We start from the raw sequence: 25376 nt of genomic DNA, 5'->3' as shown, positions 1-25376 counted from the left end.
TCGGCAAGTCTGTGACTCCGCATCGCAACCCTGGCCACGACCCGATAAAACACCAGGTTGTTCGCATGCGAAATAATAGCGAGACTAACATTTATTTGTCCCGCCTGCTGTGCAAATTTGTAACGCCTTGCCGCACAATCCTGCCTCGCAAATTCCGGGGGCATCGCCCGCTGCGCCGCCCATGCCGCCTATAGAAATCAACCGGATTGAGGGCGGGACGGCGTCGGCTGCTATACTGCCTTGCCTTTTTTGTGTGCATCATCATATCGAATATCTATGAATCCCAATAACCTTCTGGCAATGGCTAAGCAAGTCATTGATATCGAAACCCAAGCCTGTCTGGCCCTGAGCGAGCGAATCGACGAGGCCTTCGTCAACGCCTGCGAACTGATGCTCCGCTGCGAAGGTCGGGTGATCGTGACGGGCATGGGAAAATCAGGCCACATCGGGGGCAAGATCGCCGCCACGCTGGCCAGCACCGGCACACCGGCCTTCTTTGTCCACCCCGGCGAGGCCAGTCATGGCGACCTCGGGATGATCACCCGCAAGGATGTCGTGCTCGCCCTGTCCAACTCGGGAGAAACCGCCGAAGTACTGGCCATCCTTCCGGTGATCAAGCGCCTGGGGAGCCCCCTGATCGCGATGACCGGCAAACCGCAATCGACTCTGGCACAGGCTGCTGATGCACATCTAAATACATCCGTAGCCCGGGAAGCCTGCCCGCTGAATCTGGCACCGACCGCCAGCACAACCGCCGCCCTCGTGATGGGCGACGCTCTGGCCGTCGCGCTGCTCGACGCGCGTGCCTTCCAGCCCGAGGATTTCGCCCTGTCGCACCCTGGTGGGGCACTGGGCCGTCGCCTGCTGCTGCGGGTGCGCGACGTGATGCATACCGGGGAACGCATTCCCAAGGTCCAGTACAACCAGACGATCAAGCAGACCCTGATCACCATCTCCTCCGGCGGACTGGGGATGGCCGCCGTCATCGATGACGACGAGAAATTGCTGGGTTTGTTCACCGACGGGGATTTGCGCCGCATCCTGGACCAGACCGAATTCGATCTCAATCTGCCAATCGAAAAAGTGATGACCCGCAACCCCAGAACCTGCAGCGAAGACATCCTGGCGGCCGAAGCCATGGCCATCATGGAGCGCGACAAGATCAATGGATTGCTCGTGCTCGACGACAACCGGACCGTCATCGGCGCATTGAACATGCACGACCTGCTTCGCGCTGGCGTTGCCTGAGGGATACGTACATGAGTCAAACCGATTTGTTGACCCGCCTGAAACAGATCCGGGCACTGGTGCTCGACGTGGACGGTGTCCTGACGGATGGACGCCTCCATTTCACGGAGCAGGGGGAGGAACACAAGGTGTTTCATTCCCGGGATGGTCACGGCATCAAACTTGCACAAAAGATCGGCATCGAGGTGTCGATCATTTCCGGCCGGGCGTCCCCCGCGCTGCGCCATCGGGCCGAGAATCTCGGCATCCGGCACTGCATGATCGGCATCAAGGACAAGGGGCCGGCCCTGGAGGAGCTGGCTCGAACCCTGGACGTCGAGCTCCAGGCCATTGCCGTGATGGGCGACGACGTGATTGATCTCCCCATGCTCAACCGCGCCGGTGTTTCCGCAACCGTGGCCGATGCGCCCGCCGCCATCCGCGCCCGGGTGGACTGGGTGACGACCCTGGGCGGTGGACAGGGTGCCGTCCGCGAGTTCATCGATCTACTTATCGATGCCCGCGACGCCTGGTCGACCGTCATCGCCGATCATCAGTAGGAACGACGTCAACCGTGCCCCAGAACGTCATCAGTCAGATCACGCTCGCGACACTGCTGTTCGTGGTGCTCGGGTTCCTGCTTTGGCGCAACAATCTGGAACATGCGGGCCCGCAAACAGGACATGCAGCAGAAACCGACCAGCGTTTCACCGGATTTGTCGCCAGACAGTTCGGGGCATCCGGCCAGCTCCAGTGGACGCTCCATGGCAAAACCGTACAGCACGATACGGGCGATCGTGGGTATGCGATGTCAGCCCCCGAACTCATCGTCTCGGACCGCCAGCACGCCGGGCCGCCATGGCGACTCGCCGCACCGATCGGCACGGCCGACGAGGCGCTGACCGACATCCGCTTGAGCGGCGGGGTAATCGGGCAACGCGCCGCGTACAATCGGCAGGGTCCACTCCGTTTCCGCAGCGAGACGCTCGACATCTCGCCCAGAACGGACACCGCACGCAGTGACGACAAGAGCCGGTTCGCGGAACTCGATGACCAGGGCAACCCGGTCTGGTCCAGCGACGCCACAAGCTTCCGTCTGAACTACCGGGAACAGCGACTCGAACAGTCCCAAGTTCAGGACAGCTATCGTCCCGCCGCAACAGTACAGACACCAACCCCCGCGACACGTCAACCAGACGATTCCCCTTCTTCCCAGGACCAGACCGCCCTCGGAGCGCAGCCATGATACAGAACCCATTCCACACGCCCGCACTGCAGGAGTACCCGACATCACGAACGGGGACGTCGCTGATCGCCCTGACGCTGGCAGCCCTGGCACTGGCAAGCCCGAACGCGTTTGCCGCCAAGGCCGACCGGAGCAAGCCGATCGAGGTGTCGGCCAACGAAAAAATCACCGACTACAAGAATGGCACCAGCGTCTATACCGGTCAGGTCGTCATCGATCAGGGTAGCCTGCATGCCACCGGCGACAAGGCCACGCTGTACGTCAAGAACGGTCAACTGGTTCGCGCCGAACTGGACGGGAAGCCCGCCACCTTTCAGGAACTGGATGAAAAAAACCAGCTGGTGAAGGGTTCCGCCACCCACGCCACCTACCTGGCGACCGAACAGAAAATCGTCCTGACCGGAAATGCCCAACTGAACCGTCAGGGCGATCGTCTCGCCGCCCAGCGCATCACCTACAACATGAAGGATGAAGTCGTTCAGGCCGGAGGCCCCGATAACGGTGGCCGCGTGCATGTCACCATCCAGCCGCGGAACAAGAAGGAAAACCCGTCATCCACGGATGACACACCATCCGGAAATACCTCGACGCAATCCGTCAAACCGTAATGCAAGACCAGAACATGAAGCAGCCACCCGTATTGTTCGTGGAGTCCCTCGTCAAGCACTACGGCGCGCGTGCCGTCGTCCAAGGCGTCTCGCTGGAAGTGCAGGCGGGGGAAGTCGTCGGCCTTCTCGGGCCGAACGGCGCCGGCAAGACGACCAGTTTCTACATGATCGTCGGCCTCGTTGCCGCCGATCAGGGGCAGATCTGGTTGAACGGGCAGGACATCACCCTGCTGCCGGTGGACGAAAGAGCCCACCTGGGACTCGGCTACCTCCCGCAGGAGGCATCGGTGTTCCGCAAGCTCACCGTCGAGCAGAACATCATGGGCGTGCTAGAGCTGAGGCGCGATCTCAGCCCAGTTCAACGACAGACGACACTGGAAAGCCTGCTGGGCGAACTGCATATCCGCTCCATCCGTCGCAATCTCGGGCAGGCCCTTTCCGGGGGCGAACGTCGGCGGGTTGAAATTGCTCGGGCACTGGCCGCTAACCCCAGCGTCATTCTGCTGGACGAACCGTTCGCTGGCGTCGACCCGATATCCGTCATCGACATCCAGCGGATCGTCACGCATCTGAGCGAGCGCGGCATCGCCGTTTTGATCACGGATCACAACGTCCGCGAGACCCTCGGCGTCTGCGAGCGTGCCTATATCGTTTCCGATGGGCAGATCCTGGCCGAAGGCACGCCCCAGGCGATTCTCGCCAACGAGCAAGTCCGTGCGGTGTATCTCGGACAGCATTTCACCCTCTGATCACGCCCGCTCGCGGCGATTCACTCGGGGACAATTCGATGCGTTGGCGCAGATGCAATCCCATATTGGCGGACCGTGTTTTTCAGTTAAACTAACTCACATGTTCATAATCCTGCGATCGACAATCCCCTACCCAGCCACCTCTGATGCCGACGGAACATCAGACAAGATTCATTTGCCCCAAGATCACGCCGGGCTCGCCCAGTCATGAAAGCCGGCCTGGAACTTCGCCTGGGGCAAAGCCTCTCGATGACGCCGCAATTGCAGCAGTCGATTCGATTGCTGCAGCTCTCCACACTGGAACTCGCACTGGAGATTCAGCAGGCAGTCGAAACCAACCCGCTGCTGGAAATTGCCGACACTGACGACTTCTCTGAAGGCGAGGGTCCCTCGTCCGAACTGGCCGAGGGCAGCGAGACGGTCGATTCGGACTATCAGGAAGACCCCAATGCGCTTGCCGGCGAAGCCCTGCTCTCGGGCACGGACGAAACCACGCCGGAGGATCCGTTCACCGTGGATTCGCAGTGGGAGGACTACTACGAATCCGACGGCAGCACCTCATTCAGCGCGCCGGAAAACAATCACGACGAATTCGATCCCTACGCGACGACCTCCAGCGGCGTCGAAAGCCTCCGGGATCATCTGCTGAGTCAGATCCACCTGACCCATCTGACGCAGCGCGATACGGCCATCGCCGCCGCCCTGATCGAGTCGATCGACAACATGGGGTACCTCGCGGACAGCCTGGAAGAAATTCACGCCATGCTGATCGAAGATTGGCCGAACCTCCAGATCGAGGACATCACGACCGTCCTACATCTCATCCAGTCTCTCGACCCGATTGGCGTAGGCGCCCGAGATCTCAACGAATGCCTCTGCCTGCAGCTGCAGCACAAACCGAAAGATCTGCCCTATCGCGACGTCGCCATGCGGATCTGCGAACAGAACCTCATCGAAACCATTGCCCAGCGCGAGTACCAACAGGCACAACGGGCCCTCGGCGTGGATCAGACCGCGCTTGAAGGCGCCCTGATGATTCTGCAGGGCCTCGATCCCCGACCGGGATCCAGTGTCGGTTCCGTCGCAGCGGATTACCTGATTCCGGACGTGCTGGTCAGTTTCCGGAACAATGCCTGGCATGTGGACCTGAACCCGGAAATCGCGCCGAAACTTCGGGTCAACCAGACCTATGCCCGCATGATCAACCGCAGCTCGCGCGGTGAGGACGCCAGCTACATCCGCAGCCATCTGCAGGAAGCGCGCTGGTTCATCAAGAGTCTGCGCAGCCGGAATGAAACCCTGCTCAACGTGGCCCGGGCCATCGTCGCCCATCAGACAGAATTTCTCGAACAGGGCGAAGTGGCGATGAAGCCCCTCGTCCTCCGGGAAATCGCCGACGAACTCTCCCTCCACGAGTCGACGGTCAGTCGGGTCACCACCCAGAAGTTCATGCTGACCCCGCGCGGCACCTTCGAATTCAAGTACTTCTTCTCCAGTCATGTCGGCACCAGCGACGGCGGCGAATGTTCGGCCACGGCCATTCGCGCCATGATCAAGAAGCTGGTGAATGAGGAAAACCCCCGCAAGCCCTTGTCGGACGCCAAGATCGCCGACCTGCTTACCGAACAAGGCATCGATGTCGCTCGGCGCACGATTGCCAAGTACCGCGAGGCGATGGGCATCGCCTCGTCCACCGACCGAAAGCGCCTGATCTAAGGCCTAAAGGAGCTCACCATGCAAATTGAAATCACCGGACATCATGTCGACATCACCGATGCGCTCAGGGACCATGTGGAAAACAAGTTCGAGCGGCTCAAGCGACATTTCGACAAGGTGATCAACGTTCATGTCATTCTGACGGTGGAAAAGAAGATCCAGAAAGCAGAAGCCACACTGCACATGAGCGGCAACGATGTCCACGCCGACGCATCCTCCGAGGACATGTACGCCTCCGTGGACGCCATGGTCGACAAGCTGGACCGCCAGATCGTCAAGCACAAGGAAAAAATGACCGAGCACCGCTGATCGAGACACGATCTTACGCTCGATAAACGCACAACCATGAGCCAATTAATCGGGGTATCGCATTCACTTGCGTGCCCCGACTGACTTTTTGGAGTATCCTCTTGCTCGATTTTTACCGGTCCCGTCCCGCTCACCCACAGCATTCCAACCTGCGAACAGGTGCTTCATGAACATCGCTGAACTGTTCCCCTTGCAGCACATTCTGATCGATGAGGTCTATCAAAGCCGCAAACGGGTTCTCGAAGTTCTCGCCGGCCTGCTGGCCGATGACCAACTGGGCGGCCAAAGCGCGACCCACATCTACGAAATCCTGATCGAACGCGAACGGCTGGGTTGTACCGCAATCGGCCATGGCATCGCGATTCCCCATGGCCGGGATAGCGAAACGCTGCGTCCGCGCGGCGCGCTGATCCGCCTGACCGAAGGGATCGATTTCGGTGCGTCGGACAACGAGCCGGTCAATCTGATTATCGGGTTCATCGTCCCGGAAGAATGCCCCGAAGCACACCTGATGGTATTGGGCTCCCTGGCAGAGCACCTGTCCAGCCCGGATGACCGTGACGCCATCATGCAGGCGCAAAGCCCCGAGCGCGTGCGCAACCTGCTCATCGAATGGCTGCACGATCCGCCAGCCGCCGATGCCGAATAAGCGTCGGTTCCTGTCGCGATATCCGCATTGAGCCACCCGATGCACCGCGCCGTCCCCGTCATTCAGCCTCTGGACGCCAAACACCCGACGGATACCCGGGACCCGGTCTATCGCCGTCTCTTCGACCCAGAGTCCGCCTTCGATCGCCTGAACCCCCTCGATCCGAAACCGATCGCCCTGATCGACGCACCGTTACGGCGCGCCCTGAGCGAGCGTAATGATCCGGTTCCGACCTATGCCGAAATCTGGATTCTCTGCGACATCACCCCCGAGGAGGTTCCGACCTGGGTTGCCACGCAAGCCCGTACGGCCGCCAACATCCTCCACTGCACGATGACCGTGGACGAAATCTCCGAATGGCTCAGGACCCATCGGCAGAGCGCCACGCAACATTGGCAGCATGGCGTCTTCATGGAGGTTGCCGGATCAGGTGTACTGATCACGGGGGAATCGGGTATCGGCAAGAGCGAATTGGCCCTGGAACTGCTTTCCCGCGGCCACCGTCTGATCGCGGACGACGCGCCGTGCTTCGTGCGCGGCAATCAGGGCATCGAGGGAAGCTGCCCGGAAACCATCCGCGACCATCTGGAAGTCCGCGGCCTCGGGATCATCGATGTCCGCGCCCTGTTTGGCGACAACGCCCTGAAAAAGCGAAAAAACCTCCGCCTGATCATCGAGTTGTATGCGGCGGACCATCGGTCGATGCGCGCCGAGTCCCGGCTTCATGGCGAACGGAGCAAGGTGAGCATTTGCGGTGAAGAGCTCCCATTGTTCCGATTACCCGTGGCTCCGGGTCGAAACATCGCCGTCTTCGTCGAAACCGTGGTCCGTCAACATAATCTGGAACGATCGACGACCGGTGAGCGCCTGCTGGGCCAGCCGTATGCCGCCCAGTGGCACCCCTACCCGGAAAAATGAGCGGCGCGCTGGTGGTCAGATCCCGCTATCCGGCACAATGTCGACGTAATAGTCGGCACCGGGTCCGGATACAGATACACTAGCGCCAATGCAACACATGCTCGCCATCCCCGAAACCGTACTGATTGTCACCGGACAATCGGGCTCCGGGAAATCTATTGCCCTGGCAGCCCTGGAGGATGCAGGTTTCTACTGCATCGACAACTTGCCCCCCGAACTGCTGGACAATCTCCTGTTGCTCTTCAGGCAGGGCGAGATCAATGCGCGCGGGATCGCCATCAGTATCGATGCACGCTCGCCTGAAGCCGCACTGAATGCCCTGCCGGCACGAATCCAGAGTCTTCGGAAAACCTATGAAAACCTGAAGATACAGAGTCTCTTCCTAGAAGCCAGCGAAGCGCGCCTCGTTGCCCGATTCAGCGAGACGCGACGACGCCACCCGCTTTCCCCGAAGGTCGAACATCTGCTCGAAGCCATTCAGCGGGAGGCCGAACTGCTGGCCCCGATGCGCCATCAGGCCGACCTGATCATCGACACGAGCCATACGAGCATCCACCAGTTCCGTGAGGATATCCGCAACCGGATCCTCGAAGGCGCCCGGCGCGGTCCGCTGATCCTGCTGCAATCCTTCGGCTTCAAGAACGGCATTCCGCTGGACAGCGACTTCCTGTTCGATATCCGCCACCTGCCCAACCCGCACTGGCTACCGGATCTCAGGCCCCATGGCGGCAAGACGACCCAGGTCATCGAATACCTCGAGCAGCACCCCATCACCCACGAAACGCGCGCGAATCTCGCACGATTTCTGGGCGACACGCTTGCCGCCATCACGCAGACCGATCGAAGTTACGTCACCTGTTCCGTCGGTTGCACCGGCGGCAAGCATCGGTCGGTCTACATGGTCGAGCATCTCTATACGGATCTGAAGACCGCCTTTCCCAATATCCTCATCCGACATCGTGATTTAGAAACGGAGCGATAATGACTGTTGGCATCCTATTGATTTGTCATAACAAAATTGGCGAGCAGTTACTCGAAACCGCCACCGACATGCTGGAAAAGATTCCCATGCCCGCCGGCGAGCTCTCCGTCCATCAGGATGACGACCCCATCGACCTGCTCAACCGCGCGCGTCGTCGTATTGCGGATCTGGACGAAGGGGACGGCGTACTGGTCCTCACCGACATGTACGGCTCCACACCCTCCAACATCGCCCATCGACTAAAAGACAAGAACCGTGTCCGGGTCATCTCCGGGGTCAATCTGCCCATGGTGGTCCGCGCCATGAACTACCCGCAGCTGAACCTCCCCCAGATGACCGAGCGGGTCGCGACGGGCGGTCGTGAAGGCATCATCGAAGGGGATGGGATTTAATCCCTGTCCGTCACCGCGGGAATCCATCGTCTCAGGACGACCGAAAGGGAATAGCGCATGCCCGAGCAAAATATCGAAATCATCAACCGACTGGGGCTCCATGCCCGCGCGGCCGCCAAATTCTCCACGACGGCCTCGCAGTTCAGCTGCAAGATCAGCGTGATCTGTCACGGCAAGGTCGTGAACGGCAAATCCATCATGGGACTCATGATGCTGGCCGCCGCCCGGGGCACCGAGATTCGGATCGCCACGGAAGGTGCCGATGAAAACGAAGCAATGACGGCGCTACGCGAACTGATCGAGAACCGGTTCGGCGAACCTGAATGATGGCGCACCTCTGACCATAAATCCCGTTTTCACTCGCCCAAAAAAAATCACGGATGCCCATGAGCGCGAGAGTAAAAAACATCAACTACATTCAAACCACGCATGTCCATCCGCGTGTTGCGGGCGCCCCTGTCGGCAATGGCCGGCGGTTCGCGAATTTGCGGCGATGCATGCTAATGCCCGACCGGAGGGCCCGTGCTTCGGCGCGCACCCCTCGTCTAACAACCTCGAGGAGGATTGGAACGTGACATCACCCAAGACTGCCCGCACCCCGCGGGCGCGAATGATCGGCGTGCTTCTGGGGCTCGGTGCCGGCCTGTCGGCCGCATTGAACGTTCAGGCTGCAGACCTGACCGGCGCACAGATCGCCGCCCATGGCATCGGGAGCGTTCCGGCCTGTGCCACCTGTCACGGCACCCAGGGCCAAGGGAATCCGCTCGCCAACTTTCCCCGTCTGGCCGGCATGGGTGCCGCCTACCTGAGCGAACAACTCACGGACTATGCGGACGGTACACGCAGCAATCCCATCATGTCCCCCTTCGCCAAGCAGCTGACGCCGGCGCAGATGAAGGCGGTCGCGGCCTACTACGCCAGTCTGCCTGCACCGAAGGTATCGGCACTCCCCGCCGCAAGCTCCGATCAGGACAAGCTGGCGCAGAACCTGCTAACCCAAGGTGATTGGTCACGCGGCATTCCGGCCTGTTTTGCCTGCCACGGCCCCATGGGGGTTGGCGTCAAACCAAGTTTCCCGGCGCTGGTCGGTCAATCCGCCACCTATACGGAGGAACAGCTGAAGGCCTGGCAACAGGATCACCGCGCCCCGGGTGCCGGCGGACTGATGGCCGCCGTCGCCAAGCGACTCACCCCTGCGGAAATCACGGCGGTTGCCGGCTATCTGGCAAAAATCTCCGTCCAATAATTCAGGAGCTGGTTCCCATGATCACATATCGACTCATCGCGTCCCTCGTATTGCTCCTGGCCGGGCAGTCGGTGCAGGCGGCTCCGGATACCGCTGTGGCCCACTTCGTCCCCCCGCCGGACAGCGCCATCCCCGAAGGCCCCTTCGGCGACATGATCAAACTCGGTCAGAAGATCTTCAACCATACCCCGAAATACGCACCGAAATACGTCGGCAACAGTCTGAGCTGTGCCAACTGCCACCTCGATGCCGGTCGTCTGGCGGACAGCGCACCGCTCTGGGCCGCCTACCCGGCCTACCCCGCCTATCGCAGCAAGAACAAGAAGGTAAACAGCTATCAGGAACGGCTGCAGGGCTGCTTCATGTACTCCATGAACGGCAAGGCGCCCCCCTTGAACAGCGACGTGTTGCTCGCCCTGGAAAGCTATAGCTATTTCCTTGCCAAGGGTGCGCCCGTGGGCGACGAGAAGATGGCGGGTCGTGGATTTCCCAAATTGGCAGCCCCCGCCGAGTCTCCCGATCTGACGCGCGGACAGAAGGTCTATGAGGCCAGTTGCGCACTTTGCCACGGTAGTGACGGACAGGGACGCACGGTGAATGGTCAGGTCGTCTTCCCGCCGCTCTGGGGCAAGAACTCCTACAACTGGGGCGCCGGCATGCACTCTGTCAGTACTGCCGCGAGCTTCATCCATGCCAACATGCCATTCGGCATGCCCAAGACCCTGACCGAGCAACAGGCCTGGGACGTGGCTGCCTACATCAACAGTCGTCCGAGGCCCCAGGATCCGCGTTTCACCGGCTCCGTGGAAGAAACCCGGGCCAAATTCCACCCGAATACGAAGTACGACTATTACGGTCAAACCATCGACGGCAAGCAGCTGGGCAATCCGGCGAATACGCCGCCCGCCGGTACCGTACCGAAATAAGACTGGCCCCGCCGACCACCGGAACACCCGGCACGGTCGGCACGACCTTCCACCCCCATCGCTCACCGGACATCTGGGGCCATCCGGGGCCAGCCGCTGCCACACCGTCTGTATCGGTTTCGTTACACGATCAACCCCTTTACAAACAGCCGCTTGAGCGTAGCATCCAGAGCGGTCATACGGCGATTCCGTTGCTGGCCACGGATCGCCGATGCCCCCGCGCGCATGATCGAATAACTGCTCGTGCTGCCGTGGACTGGATTCGAGCCATGCAACGCCAGCGCAAACAGGGGACGAACATGCACGCGATAATCGACCAATCACAACAACGGGACTGGATGGTGAAACACCAAATCGAAGCGCGGGGCGTCAAATCACGCCGCGTGCTCGAAGCGATGCGAACGGTTCCCCGTGAACTGTTCCTCCCGGCGGCGCTGCATGAATTCGCCTATGAGGATGCACCGCTGCCGATCGCCGGCAACCAGACCATCTCCCAGCCATATATCGTGGCGATGATGATCGATGCCCTCGATCTCAAGGGCGGGGAAACCGTCCTCGACATCGGCACCGGATCGGGCTACGCAGCAGCCGTTCTATCATGCATTGCCGCCCGGGTGTACAGCGTCGAGCGGATCGTCCAACTGGCCGAAGACGCCAAGGCCGTATTCCAGGCCCATGGATTCAACAATATTCATGTCCTGCAGGGCGATGGCACGCGCGGCTGGCCGGAACACGCCCCCTATGACGCGATCATCGTTGCCGCCGGCGGCCCCATGGTTCCCGAATCGCTGAAGAACCAACTCAAGATCGGCGGCCGACTGATCATCCCGGTCGGTTTCGATCAACTTTCGCAAGAACTGATTCGGGTCACGCGCATCGGCGAGCACGAGTTCAAGACGGAGGACCTGGCCGATGTTCGTTTCGTCCCTCTGCTGGGCGAGGAAGGCTGGAAACAAGAGCGCTTCGAGGCAACCGAACGGCGCCAGCCTGCGCCCCCTCCCGTGGCCGAGATCAAGCTCGCCGCCCTCATCGCCGATCGTTGCGAATCCTTCACCGATATCGAATACGTCGATCTTGCTCCCTTGATGAAACGAATCGGAGACGCGCGGATCGTGCTGCTGGGCGAGTCCTCGCACGGCACCTCGGAGTTCTACCGCCTACGCGCCCGCATCACGCGGGAACTGATCGAGAGCAAGGGTTTCAGTTTCGTCGCCATCGAGGGCGACTGGCCGGACGCCGCCCGCATCGATCATTACGTGCGCCATGCCGAATACCCGCCGTCCGAGTGGACGGCGTTCGCGCGCTTCCCGACCTGGATGTGGCGAAACGAGGAAGTCCGGCATTTCGTTGACTGGTTACGCGCCTATAACGCCGACCGGTCGAGCAACGAACGGATCGCCTTCCATGGTCTGGATCTGTACAGCCTCTACAACTCGATCCGCTCGATCCTGGATTACCTGCAATCCGTTGATCCCGCCACTGCCGAAGTCGCGCGCCAACGCTACGGATGCCTCACGCCCTGGCAGTCGGATCCGGCCGCTTACGGACACGCCGCACTGACGCGCCAATACCAGGATTGCGAACAGGAAGTCGTCACCATGCTCAAAGAGCTGCTGACAAAACGACAGGCCTACGCCGAGCATGATGGCGAACGGTTTTTGGATGCCGTACAAAACGCCCGACTGGTCACCAATGCCGAACGGTATTACCGCACCATGTACTACGGCTCACGCAGTTCCTGGAATCTGCGCGACAGCCACATGTTCGACACGCTGGTAGCACTCCTCGCCCATCACGGACCAGAGAGCAAGGCGGTCATCTGGGCGCACAATTCCCATGTCGGCGACTCGGCCGCCACGGAGATGTCCCAACGGGGCGAATTCAACATCGGTCATCTCTGCCGTCGGCAGTTCGGAGAAAATGCCTATGCCATCGGGCTCGGAACCGATACGGGCACGGTGGCTGCTGCGGAGAACTGGGATTCACCGATGGAAATCATGACGGTCCGCCCTGCTCTGGAAAATAGCTATGAATGGCTTTGCCACGATTCCGGGATCGACCGTTTCCTGCTGCCCCTGCGAACGGCTCGGGATCCCGGCCTGATCCAGGGGCTCAACCAGGCACGCCTCCAGCGCGCCATCGGTGTCATCTATCGCCCGGAAAGCGAACGGCAGAGCCATTACTTCACGGCCAAACTGCCACAACAGTTCGATGAATTCATCTGGTTCGACCGGACGACGGCGATCAAGCCACTCGCGACCGAAATGCTCAAGAGTCTACCGGATACGTATCCCTTCGGAATCTGACGGAGCATCCCGAAACGGAGGACCCAAGACATGAATCTACCATTCGTCGAAGACCGGCTGCACTGGATGAAGCGGGAACGAATCTGGCCCAATGGCCTGCGCTATCTCTGGACCGACGCGCTGGGCGTCGTCCTGCTCGTTTCCCTCCACGCGCTGACCGGGAAAACCCGCTTTCTGGACGAGGCGGAATGGGTCGTCGAACAGGTCGACCGCGTACTGGGGCGACCAAGAGGATGGCGCATCGGCGAAGCGCCCGACCGCGACGGCCAATATTTCCACTACATCGCGATGTGGCTGTATGCCCTGGCAACGCTTGCCCGTTACATACCCGATTATCGACAGACCGGTATCGACCGCGCGCACGCAATTCATGAAGCCTTCGTCCAGCCGGGCCAGGGTGTACTCTGGAAGATGACGGAGGATCTCGCCCAATCCTACCCGGGCTGTGGCTATGGCGCGCTGGACGCCTTCGATGGATACGTCTCGTATCGCATGCTGGATGAACGGCAGCTCGCGCGGGAAATCGGGGAGATGCGGTCACTGATCGACCAGATGGAACCCAACCTCATGATCACCCAGGATCTGGGGGTCGGCATGATGCTCTGGATGAGTCATTTTCATCCCGATGAAGCGTGGGCACAAAGCCAGCAGGCGCGATGCCTCGTGATGCTGGATCACCTGTGGGTCGAATCCGGTTATTTCTGTCGGGAACCCGGCCTGGATCACCTCAGGTTCGCCTTCACCAACTATGGCATCTCGATCGGATTGCAAGCCGTCGGGGCCATGCCCGAACGGGTCGAACGGCTCCATGCCTACTTCGACACCTACCGTTCCGGTGATCACTACGATCGCGAAGCCATCACCCACGTGATGGCCTGCAATGCCCACTGCCCCGGCTATCTTCTTGGGGATTTCAGCGCCAACCCGACGATTTAGGCCGGGTATGCGCGACGAAGGGTCGGCTCAATTACCGCCGGGCAGTTCGATGCGCACGGGCAAGCCGGCCAGCCACTCTGGCTTCGCGGCCAACAGCACATCCATCTCGTAGGCCTGACCACTGCGTTCGCTCCCCGGCACGCTGGTAATCGCGACCACCTTGCCCTGCTGGGTCGTTCCCTGAACCGTCACCGATACCGATTGCCCCCACCGGATCCGACTTGCCGCCGCCACGTCGAGCATGGCACGGGCCAGAATGCGATCGGTCCGGGCAATGCGCATCACCACAGGAGGCTGCAATTCGGAGGAAACCGTTTCGCCAACCTGCGCGTCGACACTCAGAATACGTGCGGGAAATGGCGCAACCACTTCGGCATGACCCTTTAGCCACTGTCGGAGATCGACCGTCGCCTGGGCCTCCTTGAGGCGGGCTTCGGCCTGCTCCTGCTTGATCAGAGCATCCTGACGCTCGGAATCGGAAGCGACCGTCCGGTCATACAGCTGTTGGGCACGCTCCGCATCCCGTTTCGCCTCGCTGGCGGCGCGCACCAGACCGCGCTGCCGGGCCACCGCCGCAGCAAGGCGGTCGTTGAATGGCGTGCGATCCAGCTTGAAGAGCGTCTGCCCCTTATCGACGGTCTGACCCGCCTGAACGGGAATCGATACCAGGACCCCGGACACGGGCGTTGACAGGCGAACCTCGTCCGACCAGGTCAGAAAGCCGTTAACGGTATGACCCGAGCTGAGGGTTTCGGCAGGTTCCGCCGCATGGACGCCACCGGCTGCAAATCCGCCAGTCAAAGTGGCACAGATGAGCAACGCGACAAGAGACGACGACTGCACTCCGTGCAGTTGACCAGGACGAACGAACCTCATGACTTGGGCTCCTTGGTTGATTTGACGACAGTGGGACCCCCTGCCGGGACAGGCTGGGGCGAGGAAGCGGGTGCCGAAAATGCCGTCATGATCGGCGCCCCTTCGAGCACGGCCAGTTCGGCCCAATAAGTGGCCAGGGTAAACGTTGCTCGCATCCGCTCCAGCTGGGCCGCAGACTCTTCGACCATCGCATCGCCCAGATCCGTCGCCTTCTCCATCTGATACAGGGTCTGCTTGCGCGTAAAATTCAGATCGGAATAGTTTTCCAGCGCCTGAACCCGACTCAGGGCGGCTTTACGCTGGACATCGATCATGTCGACCAGGGTCGTCGCATACTCGCGAAGTGCGGCCTCACGGGCCGCGATGCGCGCCTGGAGTCCCATCCGGGCCGCCTGGGCACGACCGATCCGGGCATCGCGCAATCCGCCGTCATACAAGGGAAATTCGATATACACGCCGGCGCGAAACGGATCCCGGGAGCCCAATTCCCTCTGGTAGTAATCGCCGTTCACTTCCGCGTAGATGGTCGGTGCATTGTGATCGCGCGCCGCCTGGAGCAGATGCTCCGAACCGGCATATTCGGCGCGCAGCGCCTGGAGTTCGGGATCGCCCTGCATCATCTTCTTCAGGGTGTCGTCGAGTTCGGGCGGTTTCCGATCGAACAGATGCGTAAACTTCGGCTTTTCCAATTTGGCGGGAATCTGGTCCGGCGTTCCCATCAGTTCCGCCAGATGACGCCGGCTGATACGTCGATTGGCATCGGCCTTAGCACGAGCGAGAAGCACATCCTCGTAATCCCGACGCAGTTGGGCCAGTTCGTAATCGGAAGTCATGCCCAGTTCCTTGCGATCCTTCGCCTTGTCGTAACGCACGTACACGACGGCCATCCGCTCATTCAGAACCGTGTATTGCTGGTCGGCCATCAGCACGGAAAAAAAAGCCCGGAGAATCGCCAGCCGTTGCTGCTGCTCGCGACCGAGCACCGACAGCTTCGCCCCGGACACCTGCTCTTCCGCGGCATCGAACCGCAGGTCCTGCCGCCCGAAATCAAAGAGCTGACGTCGCGCAGTGATGCCAAGGGCATTGTCATGCCGGTTATTAGGATCCGGTGCGACATTGCTGGGCCGAATGTAGCGCAACTGTCCATGAAGGGAGATCATCGGATCCGACCAACTCGCCACCTCGGCCTGATCGGCACGCGCCGCAGCCAACCCGGCTTCGGCAGCCATCACACCGTACTGGCCGCTCAAAGGTACGGAAAGCGCCGCATCGAGGGTCAACGGCGTACCGCCATCTTCCGCCGCCATGCCGACCGATACGCTGCACGCAATCAGGCCGGCCACCACCAGGAGACGAACACCGTACTCCCTTAGGTCCAAGCATCTGTCTTTATTCATGTGTTCCTTCTTTACGCCCGCCGATCCGAACGGGCAAGACGTCAATCCGAACGATCGCCCCCAAACCAAAGCGGCAGTGTGGACACGAACAGGTTCAACCGCCGTGCGCCTTGCGGTATTTGAAGAAGTTCATACCGGGTTCCTTGTAGGCGCCACTGACCACGTAGGAAGCCAGTGCCAGGAACTCCTCGCTGGAACGGGTGGGCCCCGTATATACGGTCGCAACCTGACCATCGGGCTGGATGAACGCCATCACCGGCGTTGCCCGTACGCGAAACTGCTTGAACGCAAAATCCTTCTGACTGACCTGCTTTCCCTGGAAGTCCGTCATCATGACGTCACCCTCGATATCGATGGATGCCGTAATGAAATGCTGTTTCATGTAGGCCACCACCTTGGGGTCCGTGAATACGGTGGTTTCCATCCGGTGGCAGAACGGACAGTCGGCCATCTGGAAGAAGAGAAAGACACCGGTTTTCCCTTCTGCTTTGACCTGCTTGAGATCGGCAGGCATATCGAAAAACGAGTCGTCCCAAAAACCGTCCGCGCGGGCTTGCGTCGCCCACAATCCGGCAGAAAGCATCAGCAGCAGAACGCCAAAACGTGTCCAGCGCCACCATGAACCGACGTCTAAGCTTCGAATCCGTGTCATTTCCTGGTTCTCCTCGACATGGTGCCGATCATTTATTTGTTGGACTGGTTTCGCTGGATCATTCGCATCAGATCCGCGCCGGTGACGCCACCGACATGACGGGCGACAATTTCACCGGAGGGATTGATCAGGAAGGTCGTCGGAATTCCGGGGATATTGCCGAAGATCCGTAAGGATGTCGGATCGACCTTGAAAATCGGATAGGACAAATCGAAGGACTGCGCGAACAGGGCAATCTCGTCCGGTGACTGCTCGGTATCCACGCTCAGGCCCCAGATCCGGATCGGATCGTTGCGATGCGCCCGAGCAAACGCGGCCAGTTCCGGCAATTCCTTGCGACAGGGTGGACACCACGTCGCCCAGATGTTGATGAACACCCACTTGCCGCGTTCCTCGCTCAGCTGATGAACCTTGCCATTGACATCCGTTGCGGAAAATTCGATGGGCGCAGCCAGCGAGGGGCCCATCCCCGCCCCGATCAGCAAGAGCCCGAAAAAACCACCAGCCAGAATCCGTTGCCACCCGAAAAAACCGTTTACAGATCCTGTACGCATAAACCCCTCAAAATAACTCAGCAACACAAAAACCGTGGCATCAGCCACCCGCGCCCATGCAGACGTAGGCCATGTGGCCATCAGGCTGCTGGCGATTGCAGCGCGATTTTTTGCCACGAAACGAAAATGAATCGGCATTTTGGCTATCATGGATGACCGGCCATGAACAGCGATCTGCCCGCGCGGACGTGCTATAGCCTAAATCAGGGGCCGAATTTTGGTCATCAAATTTATCCGGCGCATCATTCATACATTTATCGGAACCGTTCTCAACGCATGAGCGAAATACTCGTACTCTATTACAGCCGCTACGGCGCTACCGCCCGTCTGGCGCATCAGGCCGCGCGTGGCGTGGAACAGGTCCCCGGGATGCAGGCCCGCATTCGCCGGATCCGGCCAATCGACGAAAGCCGCATCGAGGAAGCTCCCGATGCACCGCCCTACGTCACCCCGGAAGACTTTGCCGCCTGCGCCGGCCTGCTGCTCGGCAGTCCGACCTACTTCGGCGGCATGGCCGCAGACGTCAAATACCTCCTGGATGACACGAGCAAGCAATGGTTCAACGGGACGCTGACAGGCAAGCCGGCCGCTGTGTTCACGTCGACGGGCTCGATGCACGGCGGTCAGGAAACCGTGCTGCTATCGATGATCGTTCCCCTGCTGCACCATGGCATGCTGATCGTCGGCATACCCTATGCGGAATCCGCCCTGGCGCACACGCAAACGGGGGGAACGCCCTACGGCGCAAGTCACACGGCCGGGCATAACCGCCCCCTGAGTCAGGAAGAACGTCAACTCACACAAGCGCTGGGGCAAAGGGTCGCACAGACGGCGAAGCGACTCGCCACCTCGGCAGCCGATTGACGGGACGACACCATGTCCGGTCCAACAACGCCCCGCCCCCCCTCGGACATACTCTGGTTGCGCCGGATCATCTTCTGGGCACAACCCCTGATCGCACTCATCTACATCCTCATGTCCGTCTGGGGCGCCTCGCCGGCGCGGCCCCAAGGCCTTTGGCTGGTGCTGCTGATCCTGCCTGCGCTGGCCGTGCTGCCCGGGATGCTGGCACACCGTTATGCCGCGTTCGTCTGGGCGGCACTGGCCGACCTGCTCTATCTCCTGGTGGCCAGCACCGATGCCTGGAGCCTGGCGGCGGATCGCACCTTCAACTTGATGATCGTCGTGCTGGCCATCACGGGATTCTGTGCCGCCTGGGCACAAGGCATACTCCTTCGGCAGCGTTCGCGGCGGGGCAGCCGCAACCTGACCGAACCTCGTGATAAGCTAGAGCCAATCGATTCAAAACATAAGTAATCGCCGACTCCCTGACGTTTCACTCTACCCACAAAGGTGCCCTCCATGATTCGCAAGTGTCTGTTTCCCGCCGCCGGCTACGGCACCCGCTTTCTCCCGGCCACCAAGGTCATGCCCAAGGAAATGCTGCCGATTCTTGACCGCCCACTGATTCAATATGGGGTGGAAGAAGCCCTCGATGCCGGCATGAACAACATCGCTATCGTGACAGGTCGCGGAAAACGAGCGTTGGCAGACCACTTCGACGTCAACTACGAACTGGAACACCAGATACGCGGCACCCCCAAAGCCAGCCTCTTGAGCAGCATCGATCGACTGATCGACAATTGCACCTTCTCTTACACCCGGCAGATTGCCATGCGCGGCCTGGGCCACGCGATCCTGACCGGCGAGACGTTAATCGGCAATGAGCCTTTCGGCGTCGTACTGGCTGACGACTTGTGCGTCGGCTATGATCGCGGCGTTCTGGCGCAGATGGTCGAAATATACCAACAGCACCAATGCAGCATCGTGGCCGTCGAGGAAGTCCCGATGACGGAGGTCCATAAATACGGGGTCGTCGCCGGAACCATGATCGACGACGATCTCATGCAGGTATCAACCATGGTGGAAAAACCACCGGCCAACGAGGCGCCCAGCAACTTTGCCATCATCGGCCGCTATATTCTGACCCCGGATATTTTCGAGATTCTCGAGACCACCGAAGCCGGTGCCGGCGGGGAAATCCAGCTGACGGATGCCTTGCGCACCCAGGCAGAACAAGGCAAAGTCATAGCCTATCGTTTCAAAGGACAGCGATTCGACTGCGGCAGCCCCTCGGGTTTCGTTGCAGCCACCAACCATTTCTATCATCTGAGCCGTCGCTGAACACGGCATCACCCCGAGGAACATTGCGCATGCAGGTATCTGAAAACCAAGTCGTTTCCATCGACTACACCCTGAAAAACGATCAAGGCGAAGTTCTGGACAGCTCCGCGCAAGGCGAACCGCTGGCCTATCTGCATGGCCACCACAACATCATTTCCGGTCTGGAAAACGCGCTGACCGGCAAAAGTGTCGGCGACAGTTTCACCGTCAGCATTCCGCCGGAAGAAGCCTATGGCGTCCGTGACGAAAGCATGACCCAGATCGTGCCGCGCCACCAGTTCCAGGGTGTCGACGAGATCGTCCCGGGCATGAAATTCCATGCGCAGGCCGAGCACGGCCTCAGCGTGGTCACGGTTCTGGCCGTGGAGGGCGATCAGGTGCATCTGGACGCCAACCATGAGCTGGCTGGCCAAACCCTGCACTTCGACGTCACGGTCCGCGACATTCGCCCCGCGACCGAGGATGAAGTCGCCCATGGCCATGCCCATGGCCCGGACGGTCACCACCATCACTGAGCCGTTGCCGGCTTCAGCCCGGCGTTAAACGACGGACACACCGGCCCGGCGGGCCGCCCGACGGGCGAACCGCTGCGGTGCCAATGCAGCTCGCAACGATACGGGCAAGGGCGCAGGCTCGCCCAGCATCTCCGCAACCAGCGATTCCGCCAGCAAAGCACACCAGGTAAAGCCTCGGGAACCATGCCCCGCCGTCACATAGAGGGCCGGCACCGCCCCGGTTGCCTGATCCTCCGACTCGAGCCCCACACGTCCGACCATCGGCAGTCGATCCGGTGTCGTCGCACGCAGGGACACCCGCGCCTGCCAGCTATCGATCGATGGCAGGACTTGACTCAATAGCGGGCTGAGGGCCGCCAACCGGGCGGCATTTTCCTGCTGCTCCTCATTCCGCACCATGCGTGTCGCATCGCCCGCCTTGAAACTGGCACCGAACACGCGACGCCCATCCGGAAGTTCCACGGCATACCCTTCGCGCATCAGCGGACGCAACAGGGTAGCGCCAGGGACGTCCGTCCGCCGCAACGCCGTAGACACCTGGCCGCGGCACGGCGTGACGAACGCGCCCAGGTCGGCCCGCAAGGTGCCGAGCGCATCGGCATTGGCCAGAACAAGATCCGTCGCACTGAAGATCACCTGGCCATGCCCATCCCGCCCCTGCCAGACCGCCCCCTCCGGCTCGATGGCATGAATCGCGCCATCGAAAACAAGCTCGACCAACGGATCATCGGCCAGGGCACGCAAGTAGTCGGTCGGTGCCAGCCAGCCGCCGCCGGGGAAAAACCAGCCGGGCATCGGGACGGGGACGCCGGCCAGTTCCGAGAGCGCATCGGCCGACAACCACTCCGCGAAGGTCGGATCAAATCCGAGGTCCTCGGCAATGTCGGACTGACGCACGACATACCGGTCGTGGCGGGCAAGCTGAATCACCCCGGAGAAACCGCCCTGCGGACAGCGGCCCAACCGCGCCAGCGCTTGCCAGTCCGCCCGCATGAACCCCAGGCCCGTGGCCGTCAATGACGAGCGGGTATTCCAGTCCCGGCTCATCACGGGCGCGACGATACCCGCCGCATTCCCAGACCCGCCTGCACCCAAAGTCGAAGCCGCATCGAATACCCGAACCGATCTGCCGCGCCGAGCCAGAGCCCGCGCCACTGTCAGACCTGCCACCCCGGCCCCGATAATGACGACGGGATCATCTAACCGCGAGCGCCGGGCCGCAAGGATGGGTCGGGCGGATGGCGCATCCAGCCGGCCGCACACCATATGTTTCTTCGCCCCGAAACCGGGCACACGATTCACGGAAAACCCGACGGCGGTCAGTCCGTCGACCACTGCACGTGCGGCGGAATAGGTGGCGACGCGCGCGCCGGTCGCCCCCAGACGCGGCAAATGACGCAAGACGGCCTCGGTCCACATATCCGCGTTACGACGAGGGCTGAATCCATCAAGGAAGAAGGCGTCGAAACGACCATCGATTTCCGGCAGAACCTGGGCGACGTCCCCGAATACCAGGGTCAGGGCGATACGCCCGCCTACGAGAAAACGCCGATGAAAACCGGGCACGCGATCCGGCCATTGATCGATCAACTCATTGGCCAGGGGCATCAATTCGGGCCAGGGTGCGAGCAGGCGGCGCATTTCATCCGGTGTCAACGGATGCTTCTCGATCGAGTAGAAATGAAGCTGTGGCGCTGACGGTGCCACGCCGGAAGGCGCCGTTTGCATCAGACAATGCGCCGTCGCGAAGAAACTGAGCCCGGAACCGAAGCCGAATTCGAGCACATGAGTCGTCAAACCTTGCGCAAACCGTTCCGGCAACCCGTTTCCGGCGACGAACACGTGAAACTTTTCCGCCAATCCCCCCGCGCAGGAAAAATAGATGTCACCATAACGATCGTTGAATGCCTCGCCGTCGGCGGTCCACGTCAATTCTGCACGCGCCAATAGCGGCTGTTCGCCCTGCGAATTCAAAAAATACTCCTCATGATGACCGGAATTCTTAAACGAAATACCGAAGTCGGCTCCAATTGTTTGACAGATCGATACAAACCCTTCACATTTTGCCTTTACAATCTGTAAGGATCGCAGGGAAATTTCGCAAGGTGGGAACAACCATGCAAGAACAGCGTCATCATGTCAGACAACGGCTCTCACTGCCGGCCCGCCTGCATATCGGCCCGGCCGCCAGTCAAGTATGGATTCGAGATATTTCCCTGAAAGGCGTACTCATCGAATGCGACGATCCCCAGCCCGATCAAGACTGGCTCGATCGTCTCGCTCATGTACAAATTTTATCTGATCCAGAATTAATTCCTTTGATAGAATTGGACGTTGTCGTTGTTCGGGTTGGCGGCAACTGCATCGGAGCCACCTGGCAAAAAATCGACCTCGATGATTTGATCGCACTTCGCGAACTGCTCACGGCCAATCTTGCCGACGAACGATTGATCGAGCGCGAAATGCTAGAGCTTTATCACGACGAGTGACCCGACGCCCACATGCAAAGGCAGATTGCTTGTAAAGGAAATGTTAAGGAATGTTCGACTACACGCATGAACATGCTCAGTCTCAAGAAATACTTCGTCTGGTACTTGTCGAGCTTAATAGCCTGAATCTGCCCCCGAATCCCATTTTTTTCACCCTGCTGTACGAACGTGCACTCAAACGCGATGCCAGTCTCAACAAGGATCTGGACGATGCGCTAAACAGTGAGGGTGGCCTCACAGCCGATCGTGCTCAGGAGATTTTCGATACGCACCTGCTCAACGGCGCAATCAAGGAAATGAGCAAGGCGCAGAATACCCTGCTTCGCATCATCCGGAACGTCATGATGCAAATGCTCAATACGGGCAACGAATTCTCGAATTACGCCGTGTCTCTGGGTGACTTCGTCCGCAAGATCGACCGGGCAGACTCCGTACAGGATTTGCGTTTGCTGACGGCCGAGGTCATCGAGGACTCCCGGGCCATCGAGCGAAGCTCCATGGAGACTTCCGATCGCCTCACCAATGCAGGCGACCAGATCACCAAACTCAAGGAAGAGCTCGAAGCCGCACGTCGCGATGCCCGTACCGATCCGCTGACCGGGCTACCCAATCGGCGCGGCCTGAACGACATGATCCAGCAGAAAATCAACGAATTCATCCAGAACAAGACCGAATTCTGTCTAATCCTGGCCGATATCGACCACTTCAAGCGTATCAACGACAGTTACGGACATCTGGTTGGCGACAAGATCCTGCGGTTTGTTGCACGCACCCTGATGTCCAACGTCAAGGGGCAGGACACCGTCATCCGTTTTGGCGGCGAGGAGTTCGCGATCCTGCTGCCCGATACGCGCTACGAAGGCGGTCTGGTCGTGGCCCAACATCTGCGCCAGAAGATTTCCGCCGCACGACTGAGGCTGGCCGAAAGCGGGCGCAACCTTGGCGGACTCACCATCTCGCTGGGCATCGCGAGCATCGGCATCAACGACACGCCCGACACGCTACTGCGGCGTGCCGACGACGCACTCCTGCTGGCGAAAAGCGAGGGGCGAGACTGTGTCATGGGCATCCCGACCAAATCGGATTCAGCCGATACCACCGAAATTCTCTAACGCCCCGTACTACAATTATTTCGCTTCGCAGCGGCCCGGCAATCGATACAGGCCGCGCGCTGCCGCTAGAAATCGACCGGCTCGATCCAGACCGGCGACCCCCGATCCATTACCCCTTCCCCCCGAGGCACGACCAGAAGACAATCGGCGCGGCTCATCGACGTCAGTACAGCAGACCCCTGCTGCGAAACGCTATAGACCCGCTGGATGCCATCCGGGTCGACCCGAAGTACGGCACGCCGGTATTCCTCCCGGTACGCGTTCATCGTCAAGGCCTCACCCAGGGTTGCCTGGTAGCGGAATGCACGGATCTGCCCCGCACCCGCCAGATGGAGAATGATCGGCCGAACGATTTCCAGATAATTGATCATGGCGGAGACGGGGTTGCCGGCCAAACCGAAAAACCAGCACTGGCCGAGATGCCCGAAAACCAGTGGGCGGCCCATCTTGAGCGCGACGCCCCAAAGCTCGACCTCGCCTAACGAGCCCACCGCTTCCTTGACAAGATCGGCATCGCCGACCGACACCCCAGCCGTGCTGAGCGCGATATCCGCCACACTGGCCGCCGTCCTCAATGCCTGTCGCGTCTGCGCCAGATCGTCCGGCACGATCCCGAGATCGATGAGTTCGCAACCATCACGCGCCAACAGCGCCGTCAGCGTATAGCGGTTGCTGTCGAAGATCTGACCCGAGGCCAGCACCGATCCGACGGGTTTCAACTCATCCCCCGTCGTGAATAGGGCAACACGCAATCGACGCTGTACCTGTACATGCACCCTGCCGAGGGAAGCCAGAACCCCGATGTCGGCCGCCCGCAGGCGTCGTCCGGCCTCAAACAGGATCTGCCCCATCGCAATGTCCTCTCCGGGCTGCCGGACATTTTTGCCTCGCTGATAGCCGCCCTCGATCAGGCGGATCCCGTCATCGACCGGTTGCGTATCCTCCTGCAGCACAACCGTATCGGTCCCATCCGGAAGCACGGCGCCGGTCATGATACGGATGCAACAGCCCTCGCGGACATAACCCCGGTAAGGGTGCCCGGCATGCGCCGTACCGCAGACGGGCAACCCGCTCTGCCGCATGCGCGGCAGATCATCGGCGCGCAATGCATAACCATCCATGGCTGAACGCGGTTCGGCGGGGACGGGGGCATGAGCAACGACGGACTCGCCGAGAATGCGTCCGGCCGCTTCGGTCAACAGGACGGTTTCCTGCTCACGTAAAGGATCGATCCGGGCTCGGATGATCTCGATTGCCTCGTCCAGCAATAACGACGAGCCATAGTATTTGGGCCGATGCGGCGTCGACGACTGGGACATTAGGCCGCCCCCGACAGAACGCGAGGCATCACCACGAATGTTCGCCACATCGGCAAGGAGACAAAGAC

29 protein-coding genes are annotated in these 25376 nt (G+C 60.4%); 22 read left to right on the top strand and 7 right to left on the bottom strand.

The genetic code is table 11. The features are described 5' to 3' along the window. Window positions 1-276: 276 nt before the first annotated feature. From A9404_RS01135 to A9404_RS01060, 16 genes are all read left to right on the top strand, one after another. Entirely contained in the window at window positions 277-1248 is a 972-nt protein-coding gene (locus A9404_RS01135; RefSeq protein ID WP_066097893.1) for a KpsF/GutQ family sugar-phosphate isomerase, read from the top strand. An 11-nt stretch (window positions 1249-1259) separates the two neighbouring features. Then, on the top strand, window positions 1260-1787 hold the full coding sequence (locus A9404_RS01130) for a KdsC family phosphatase (protein ID WP_066097891.1): 528 nt from the start codon (window positions 1260-1262) through the stop codon (window positions 1785-1787). 14 nt (window positions 1788-1801) lie between these two features. Further along, the gene (gene lptC / locus A9404_RS01125; protein WP_066097889.1) at window positions 1802-2473 is read left to right on the top strand and encodes an LPS export ABC transporter periplasmic protein LptC; all 672 of its coding nucleotides are present in this window, start codon (window positions 1802-1804) and stop codon (window positions 2471-2473) included. Then, window positions 2470-3081: a lipopolysaccharide transport periplasmic protein LptA gene (gene lptA, locus A9404_RS01120; RefSeq protein WP_066097887.1), complete on the top strand. Its 612-nt coding sequence runs from the start codon at window positions 2470-2472 to the stop codon at window positions 3079-3081. Before lptC ends, lptA begins: the two co-directional genes overlap by 4 nt. 14 nt (window positions 3082-3095) lie before the next feature. Further along, on the top strand, window positions 3096-3830 hold the full coding sequence (lptB, locus tag A9404_RS01115) for an LPS export ABC transporter ATP-binding protein (protein WP_066102566.1): 735 nt from the start codon (window positions 3096-3098) through the stop codon (window positions 3828-3830). A gap of 207 nt (window positions 3831-4037) precedes the next feature. Further along, window positions 4038-5546 (top strand): RNA polymerase factor sigma-54, encoded by a 1509-nt coding sequence (locus A9404_RS01110; protein WP_066097885.1) that lies wholly within the window; start codon window positions 4038-4040, stop codon window positions 5544-5546. Between the two features lie 18 nt (window positions 5547-5564). Then, a complete protein-coding gene (hpf, locus tag A9404_RS01105; RefSeq protein ID WP_066097883.1) occupies window positions 5565-5855 on the top strand; it encodes a ribosome hibernation-promoting factor, HPF/YfiA family in 291 nt (96 codons plus the stop codon). A 166-nt stretch (window positions 5856-6021) separates the two neighbouring features. Next, on the top strand, window positions 6022-6504 hold the full coding sequence (locus A9404_RS01100; RefSeq protein ID WP_066097881.1) for a PTS sugar transporter subunit IIA: 483 nt from the start codon (window positions 6022-6024) through the stop codon (window positions 6502-6504). 39 nt (window positions 6505-6543) lie between these two features. Beyond that, entirely contained in the window at window positions 6544-7422 is an 879-nt protein-coding gene (locus A9404_RS01095) for a hypothetical protein (protein ID WP_066097878.1), read from the top strand. An 88-nt stretch (window positions 7423-7510) separates the two neighbouring features. Then, entirely contained in the window at window positions 7511-8404 is an 894-nt protein-coding gene (rapZ, locus tag A9404_RS01090) for an RNase adapter RapZ (RefSeq protein ID WP_066097876.1), read from the top strand. Further along, on the top strand, window positions 8404-8796 hold the full coding sequence (locus A9404_RS01085) for a PTS sugar transporter subunit IIA (protein WP_066097874.1): 393 nt from the start codon (window positions 8404-8406) through the stop codon (window positions 8794-8796). Before rapZ ends, A9404_RS01085 begins: the two co-directional genes overlap by 1 nt. 57 nt (window positions 8797-8853) lie before the next feature. Continuing rightward, window positions 8854-9123 (top strand): HPr family phosphocarrier protein, encoded by a 270-nt coding sequence (locus tag A9404_RS01080; protein ID WP_066097872.1) that lies wholly within the window; start codon window positions 8854-8856, stop codon window positions 9121-9123. Window positions 9124-9367: 244 nt separating this feature from the next. Then, a complete protein-coding gene (locus A9404_RS01075) occupies window positions 9368-10042 on the top strand; it encodes a c-type cytochrome (RefSeq protein ID WP_197490384.1) in 675 nt (224 codons plus the stop codon). Window positions 10043-10059: 17 nt separating this feature from the next. Continuing rightward, window positions 10060-10968, top strand: coding sequence for a c-type cytochrome (locus A9404_RS01070; protein ID WP_082922639.1), 909 nt, complete (start codon window positions 10060-10062; stop codon window positions 10966-10968). A 299-nt stretch (window positions 10969-11267) separates the two neighbouring features. Beyond that, window positions 11268-13274 carry a protein-L-isoaspartate(D-aspartate) O-methyltransferase gene (locus A9404_RS01065; protein ID WP_066102560.1) on the top strand — a complete coding sequence of 669 codons (2007 nt, stop codon included), beginning with the start codon at window positions 11268-11270 and terminating at the stop codon, window positions 13272-13274. 30 nt (window positions 13275-13304) lie between these two features. Continuing rightward, a complete protein-coding gene (locus A9404_RS01060; protein ID WP_066097868.1) occupies window positions 13305-14210 on the top strand; it encodes a hypothetical protein in 906 nt (301 codons plus the stop codon). Window positions 14211-14237: 27 nt separating this feature from the next. Here the strand turns inward: A9404_RS01060 and A9404_RS01055 are convergent, their stop codons facing one another. From A9404_RS01055 to A9404_RS13495, 5 genes are all read right to left on the bottom strand, one after another. After that, on the bottom strand, window positions 14238-15086 hold the full coding sequence (locus A9404_RS01055; RefSeq protein WP_082922638.1) for an efflux RND transporter periplasmic adaptor subunit: 849 nt from the start codon (window positions 15084-15086) through the stop codon (window positions 14238-14240). Beyond that, window positions 15083-16483, bottom strand: a complete 1401-nt coding sequence (locus tag A9404_RS01050; RefSeq protein WP_082922637.1) for a TolC family protein — start codon at window positions 16481-16483, stop codon at window positions 15083-15085. The genes A9404_RS01055 and A9404_RS01050 overlap by 4 nt, the downstream gene beginning before the upstream one ends. 94 nt (window positions 16484-16577) lie before the next feature. Then, window positions 16578-17135: a thioredoxin family protein gene (locus A9404_RS01045; protein WP_066097862.1), complete on the bottom strand. Its 558-nt coding sequence runs from the start codon at window positions 17133-17135 to the stop codon at window positions 16578-16580. A 32-nt stretch (window positions 17136-17167) separates the two neighbouring features. Then, window positions 17168-17689: a TlpA family protein disulfide reductase gene (locus A9404_RS13045; protein WP_197490383.1), complete on the bottom strand. Its 522-nt coding sequence runs from the start codon at window positions 17687-17689 to the stop codon at window positions 17168-17170. 40 nt (window positions 17690-17729) lie between these two features. Beyond that, window positions 17730-17939 (bottom strand): hypothetical protein, encoded by a 210-nt coding sequence (locus tag A9404_RS13495; protein WP_197490382.1) that lies wholly within the window; start codon window positions 17937-17939, stop codon window positions 17730-17732. Between the two features lie 26 nt (window positions 17940-17965). On the opposite strand from A9404_RS13495, the gene wrbA reads away from it, so the two are divergent. Genes wrbA through A9404_RS01020 form a run of 4 tightly spaced genes read left to right on the top strand, consistent with a single transcriptional unit; the run spans window position 17966 to window position 20388 of the window. Continuing rightward, window positions 17966-18553 (top strand): NAD(P)H:quinone oxidoreductase, encoded by a 588-nt coding sequence (gene wrbA / locus A9404_RS01035; protein ID WP_066102554.1) that lies wholly within the window; start codon window positions 17966-17968, stop codon window positions 18551-18553. Window positions 18554-18565: 12 nt separating this feature from the next. After that, a complete protein-coding gene (locus A9404_RS01030) occupies window positions 18566-19006 on the top strand; it encodes a DUF2069 domain-containing protein (protein WP_082922635.1) in 441 nt (146 codons plus the stop codon). A 45-nt stretch (window positions 19007-19051) separates the two neighbouring features. Beyond that, entirely contained in the window at window positions 19052-19873 is an 822-nt protein-coding gene (gene galU / locus A9404_RS01025; protein WP_066097858.1) for a UTP--glucose-1-phosphate uridylyltransferase GalU, read from the top strand. Between the two features lie 29 nt (window positions 19874-19902). Continuing rightward, the gene (locus A9404_RS01020) at window positions 19903-20388 is read left to right on the top strand and encodes an FKBP-type peptidyl-prolyl cis-trans isomerase (RefSeq protein ID WP_066097856.1); all 486 of its coding nucleotides are present in this window, start codon (window positions 19903-19905) and stop codon (window positions 20386-20388) included. A gap of 24 nt (window positions 20389-20412) precedes the next feature. Here A9404_RS01020 and mnmC read toward each other — a convergent pair whose 3' ends face one another. Further along, window positions 20413-22362 (bottom strand): FAD-dependent 5-carboxymethylaminomethyl-2-thiouridine(34) oxidoreductase MnmC, encoded by a 1950-nt coding sequence (gene mnmC / locus A9404_RS01015; protein ID WP_066097853.1) that lies wholly within the window; start codon window positions 22360-22362, stop codon window positions 20413-20415. A gap of 143 nt (window positions 22363-22505) precedes the next feature. Between mnmC and A9404_RS01010 the strand changes: the two genes are divergently transcribed. Both A9404_RS01010 and A9404_RS01005 read left to right on the top strand, forming a co-directional pair. Further along, window positions 22506-22877 carry a PilZ domain-containing protein gene (locus A9404_RS01010; protein ID WP_066097851.1) on the top strand — a complete coding sequence of 124 codons (372 nt, stop codon included), beginning with the start codon at window positions 22506-22508 and terminating at the stop codon, window positions 22875-22877. A gap of 50 nt (window positions 22878-22927) precedes the next feature. Beyond that, complete coding sequence (locus A9404_RS01005; protein ID WP_066097849.1) at window positions 22928-23989, top strand: GGDEF domain-containing protein; 1062 nt, start codon at window positions 22928-22930, stop codon at window positions 23987-23989. Between the two features lie 65 nt (window positions 23990-24054). On the opposite strand, the gene moeA is transcribed toward A9404_RS01005, so the two are convergent. Continuing rightward, window positions 24055-25308, bottom strand: a complete 1254-nt coding sequence (gene moeA, locus A9404_RS01000; protein ID WP_066097847.1) for a molybdopterin molybdotransferase MoeA — start codon at window positions 25306-25308, stop codon at window positions 24055-24057. Window positions 25309-25376 lie beyond the last annotated feature (68 nt).

Source organism: Halothiobacillus diazotrophicus, assembly GCF_001663815.1.
GTDB lineage: Bacteria > Pseudomonadota > Gammaproteobacteria > Halothiobacillales > Halothiobacillaceae > Halothiobacillus > Halothiobacillus diazotrophicus.
This window is presented reverse-complemented; position numbering and strand designations above follow the sequence as displayed.

Excerpts from the sequence above, each read along its gene's own strand:
- A9404_RS01010 (WP_066097851.1), top strand. The coding sequence starts at position 22,506 with ATGCAAGAACAGCGTCATCATGTCAGACAACGGCTCTCACTGCCGGCC.
- A9404_RS01005 (WP_066097849.1), top strand. The coding sequence starts at position 22,928 with ATGTTCGACTACACGCATGAACATGCTCAGTCTCAAGAAATACTTCGT.
- A9404_RS01030 (WP_082922635.1), top strand. The coding sequence starts at position 18,566 with ATGTCCGGTCCAACAACGCCCCGCCCCCCCTCGGACATACTCTGGTTG.
- A9404_RS13045 (WP_197490383.1), bottom strand. The coding sequence starts at position 17,689 with ATGCGTACAGGATCTGTAAACGGTTTTTTCGGGTGGCAACGGATTCTG.
- A9404_RS01085 (WP_066097874.1), top strand. The coding sequence starts at position 8,404 with ATGACTGTTGGCATCCTATTGATTTGTCATAACAAAATTGGCGAGCAG.
- A9404_RS01055 (WP_082922638.1), bottom strand. The coding sequence starts at position 15,086 with ATGAGGTTCGTTCGTCCTGGTCAACTGCACGGAGTGCAGTCGTCGTCT.
- lptB (WP_066102566.1), top strand. The coding sequence starts at position 3,096 with ATGAAGCAGCCACCCGTATTGTTCGTGGAGTCCCTCGTCAAGCACTAC.
- lptA (WP_066097887.1), top strand. The coding sequence starts at position 2,470 with ATGATACAGAACCCATTCCACACGCCCGCACTGCAGGAGTACCCGACA.
- A9404_RS01110 (WP_066097885.1), top strand. The coding sequence starts at position 4,038 with ATGAAAGCCGGCCTGGAACTTCGCCTGGGGCAAAGCCTCTCGATGACG.
- hpf (WP_066097883.1), top strand. The coding sequence starts at position 5,565 with ATGCAAATTGAAATCACCGGACATCATGTCGACATCACCGATGCGCTC.
- A9404_RS01020 (WP_066097856.1), top strand. The coding sequence starts at position 19,903 with ATGCAGGTATCTGAAAACCAAGTCGTTTCCATCGACTACACCCTGAAA.
- A9404_RS01135 (WP_066097893.1), top strand. The coding sequence starts at position 277 with ATGAATCCCAATAACCTTCTGGCAATGGCTAAGCAAGTCATTGATATC.
- A9404_RS13495 (WP_197490382.1), bottom strand. The coding sequence starts at position 17,939 with ATGAATGATGCGCCGGATAAATTTGATGACCAAAATTCGGCCCCTGAT.
- A9404_RS01070 (WP_082922639.1), top strand. The coding sequence starts at position 10,060 with ATGATCACATATCGACTCATCGCGTCCCTCGTATTGCTCCTGGCCGGG.
- moeA (WP_066097847.1), bottom strand. The coding sequence starts at position 25,308 with ATGTCCCAGTCGTCGACGCCGCATCGGCCCAAATACTATGGCTCGTCG.
- A9404_RS01060 (WP_066097868.1), top strand. The coding sequence starts at position 13,305 with ATGAATCTACCATTCGTCGAAGACCGGCTGCACTGGATGAAGCGGGAA.
- A9404_RS01080 (WP_066097872.1), top strand. The coding sequence starts at position 8,854 with ATGCCCGAGCAAAATATCGAAATCATCAACCGACTGGGGCTCCATGCC.
- A9404_RS01065 (WP_066102560.1), top strand. The coding sequence starts at position 11,268 with ATGCACGCGATAATCGACCAATCACAACAACGGGACTGGATGGTGAAA.
- wrbA (WP_066102554.1), top strand. The coding sequence starts at position 17,966 with ATGAGCGAAATACTCGTACTCTATTACAGCCGCTACGGCGCTACCGCC.
- galU (WP_066097858.1), top strand. The coding sequence starts at position 19,052 with ATGATTCGCAAGTGTCTGTTTCCCGCCGCCGGCTACGGCACCCGCTTT.
- A9404_RS01100 (WP_066097881.1), top strand. The coding sequence starts at position 6,022 with ATGAACATCGCTGAACTGTTCCCCTTGCAGCACATTCTGATCGATGAG.
- A9404_RS01045 (WP_066097862.1), bottom strand. The coding sequence starts at position 17,135 with ATGACACGGATTCGAAGCTTAGACGTCGGTTCATGGTGGCGCTGGACA.
- A9404_RS01050 (WP_082922637.1), bottom strand. The coding sequence starts at position 16,483 with ATGAATAAAGACAGATGCTTGGACCTAAGGGAGTACGGTGTTCGTCTC.
- A9404_RS01095 (WP_066097878.1), top strand. The coding sequence starts at position 6,544 with ATGCACCGCGCCGTCCCCGTCATTCAGCCTCTGGACGCCAAACACCCG.
- A9404_RS01130 (WP_066097891.1), top strand. The coding sequence starts at position 1,260 with ATGAGTCAAACCGATTTGTTGACCCGCCTGAAACAGATCCGGGCACTG.
- rapZ (WP_066097876.1), top strand. The coding sequence starts at position 7,511 with ATGCAACACATGCTCGCCATCCCCGAAACCGTACTGATTGTCACCGGA.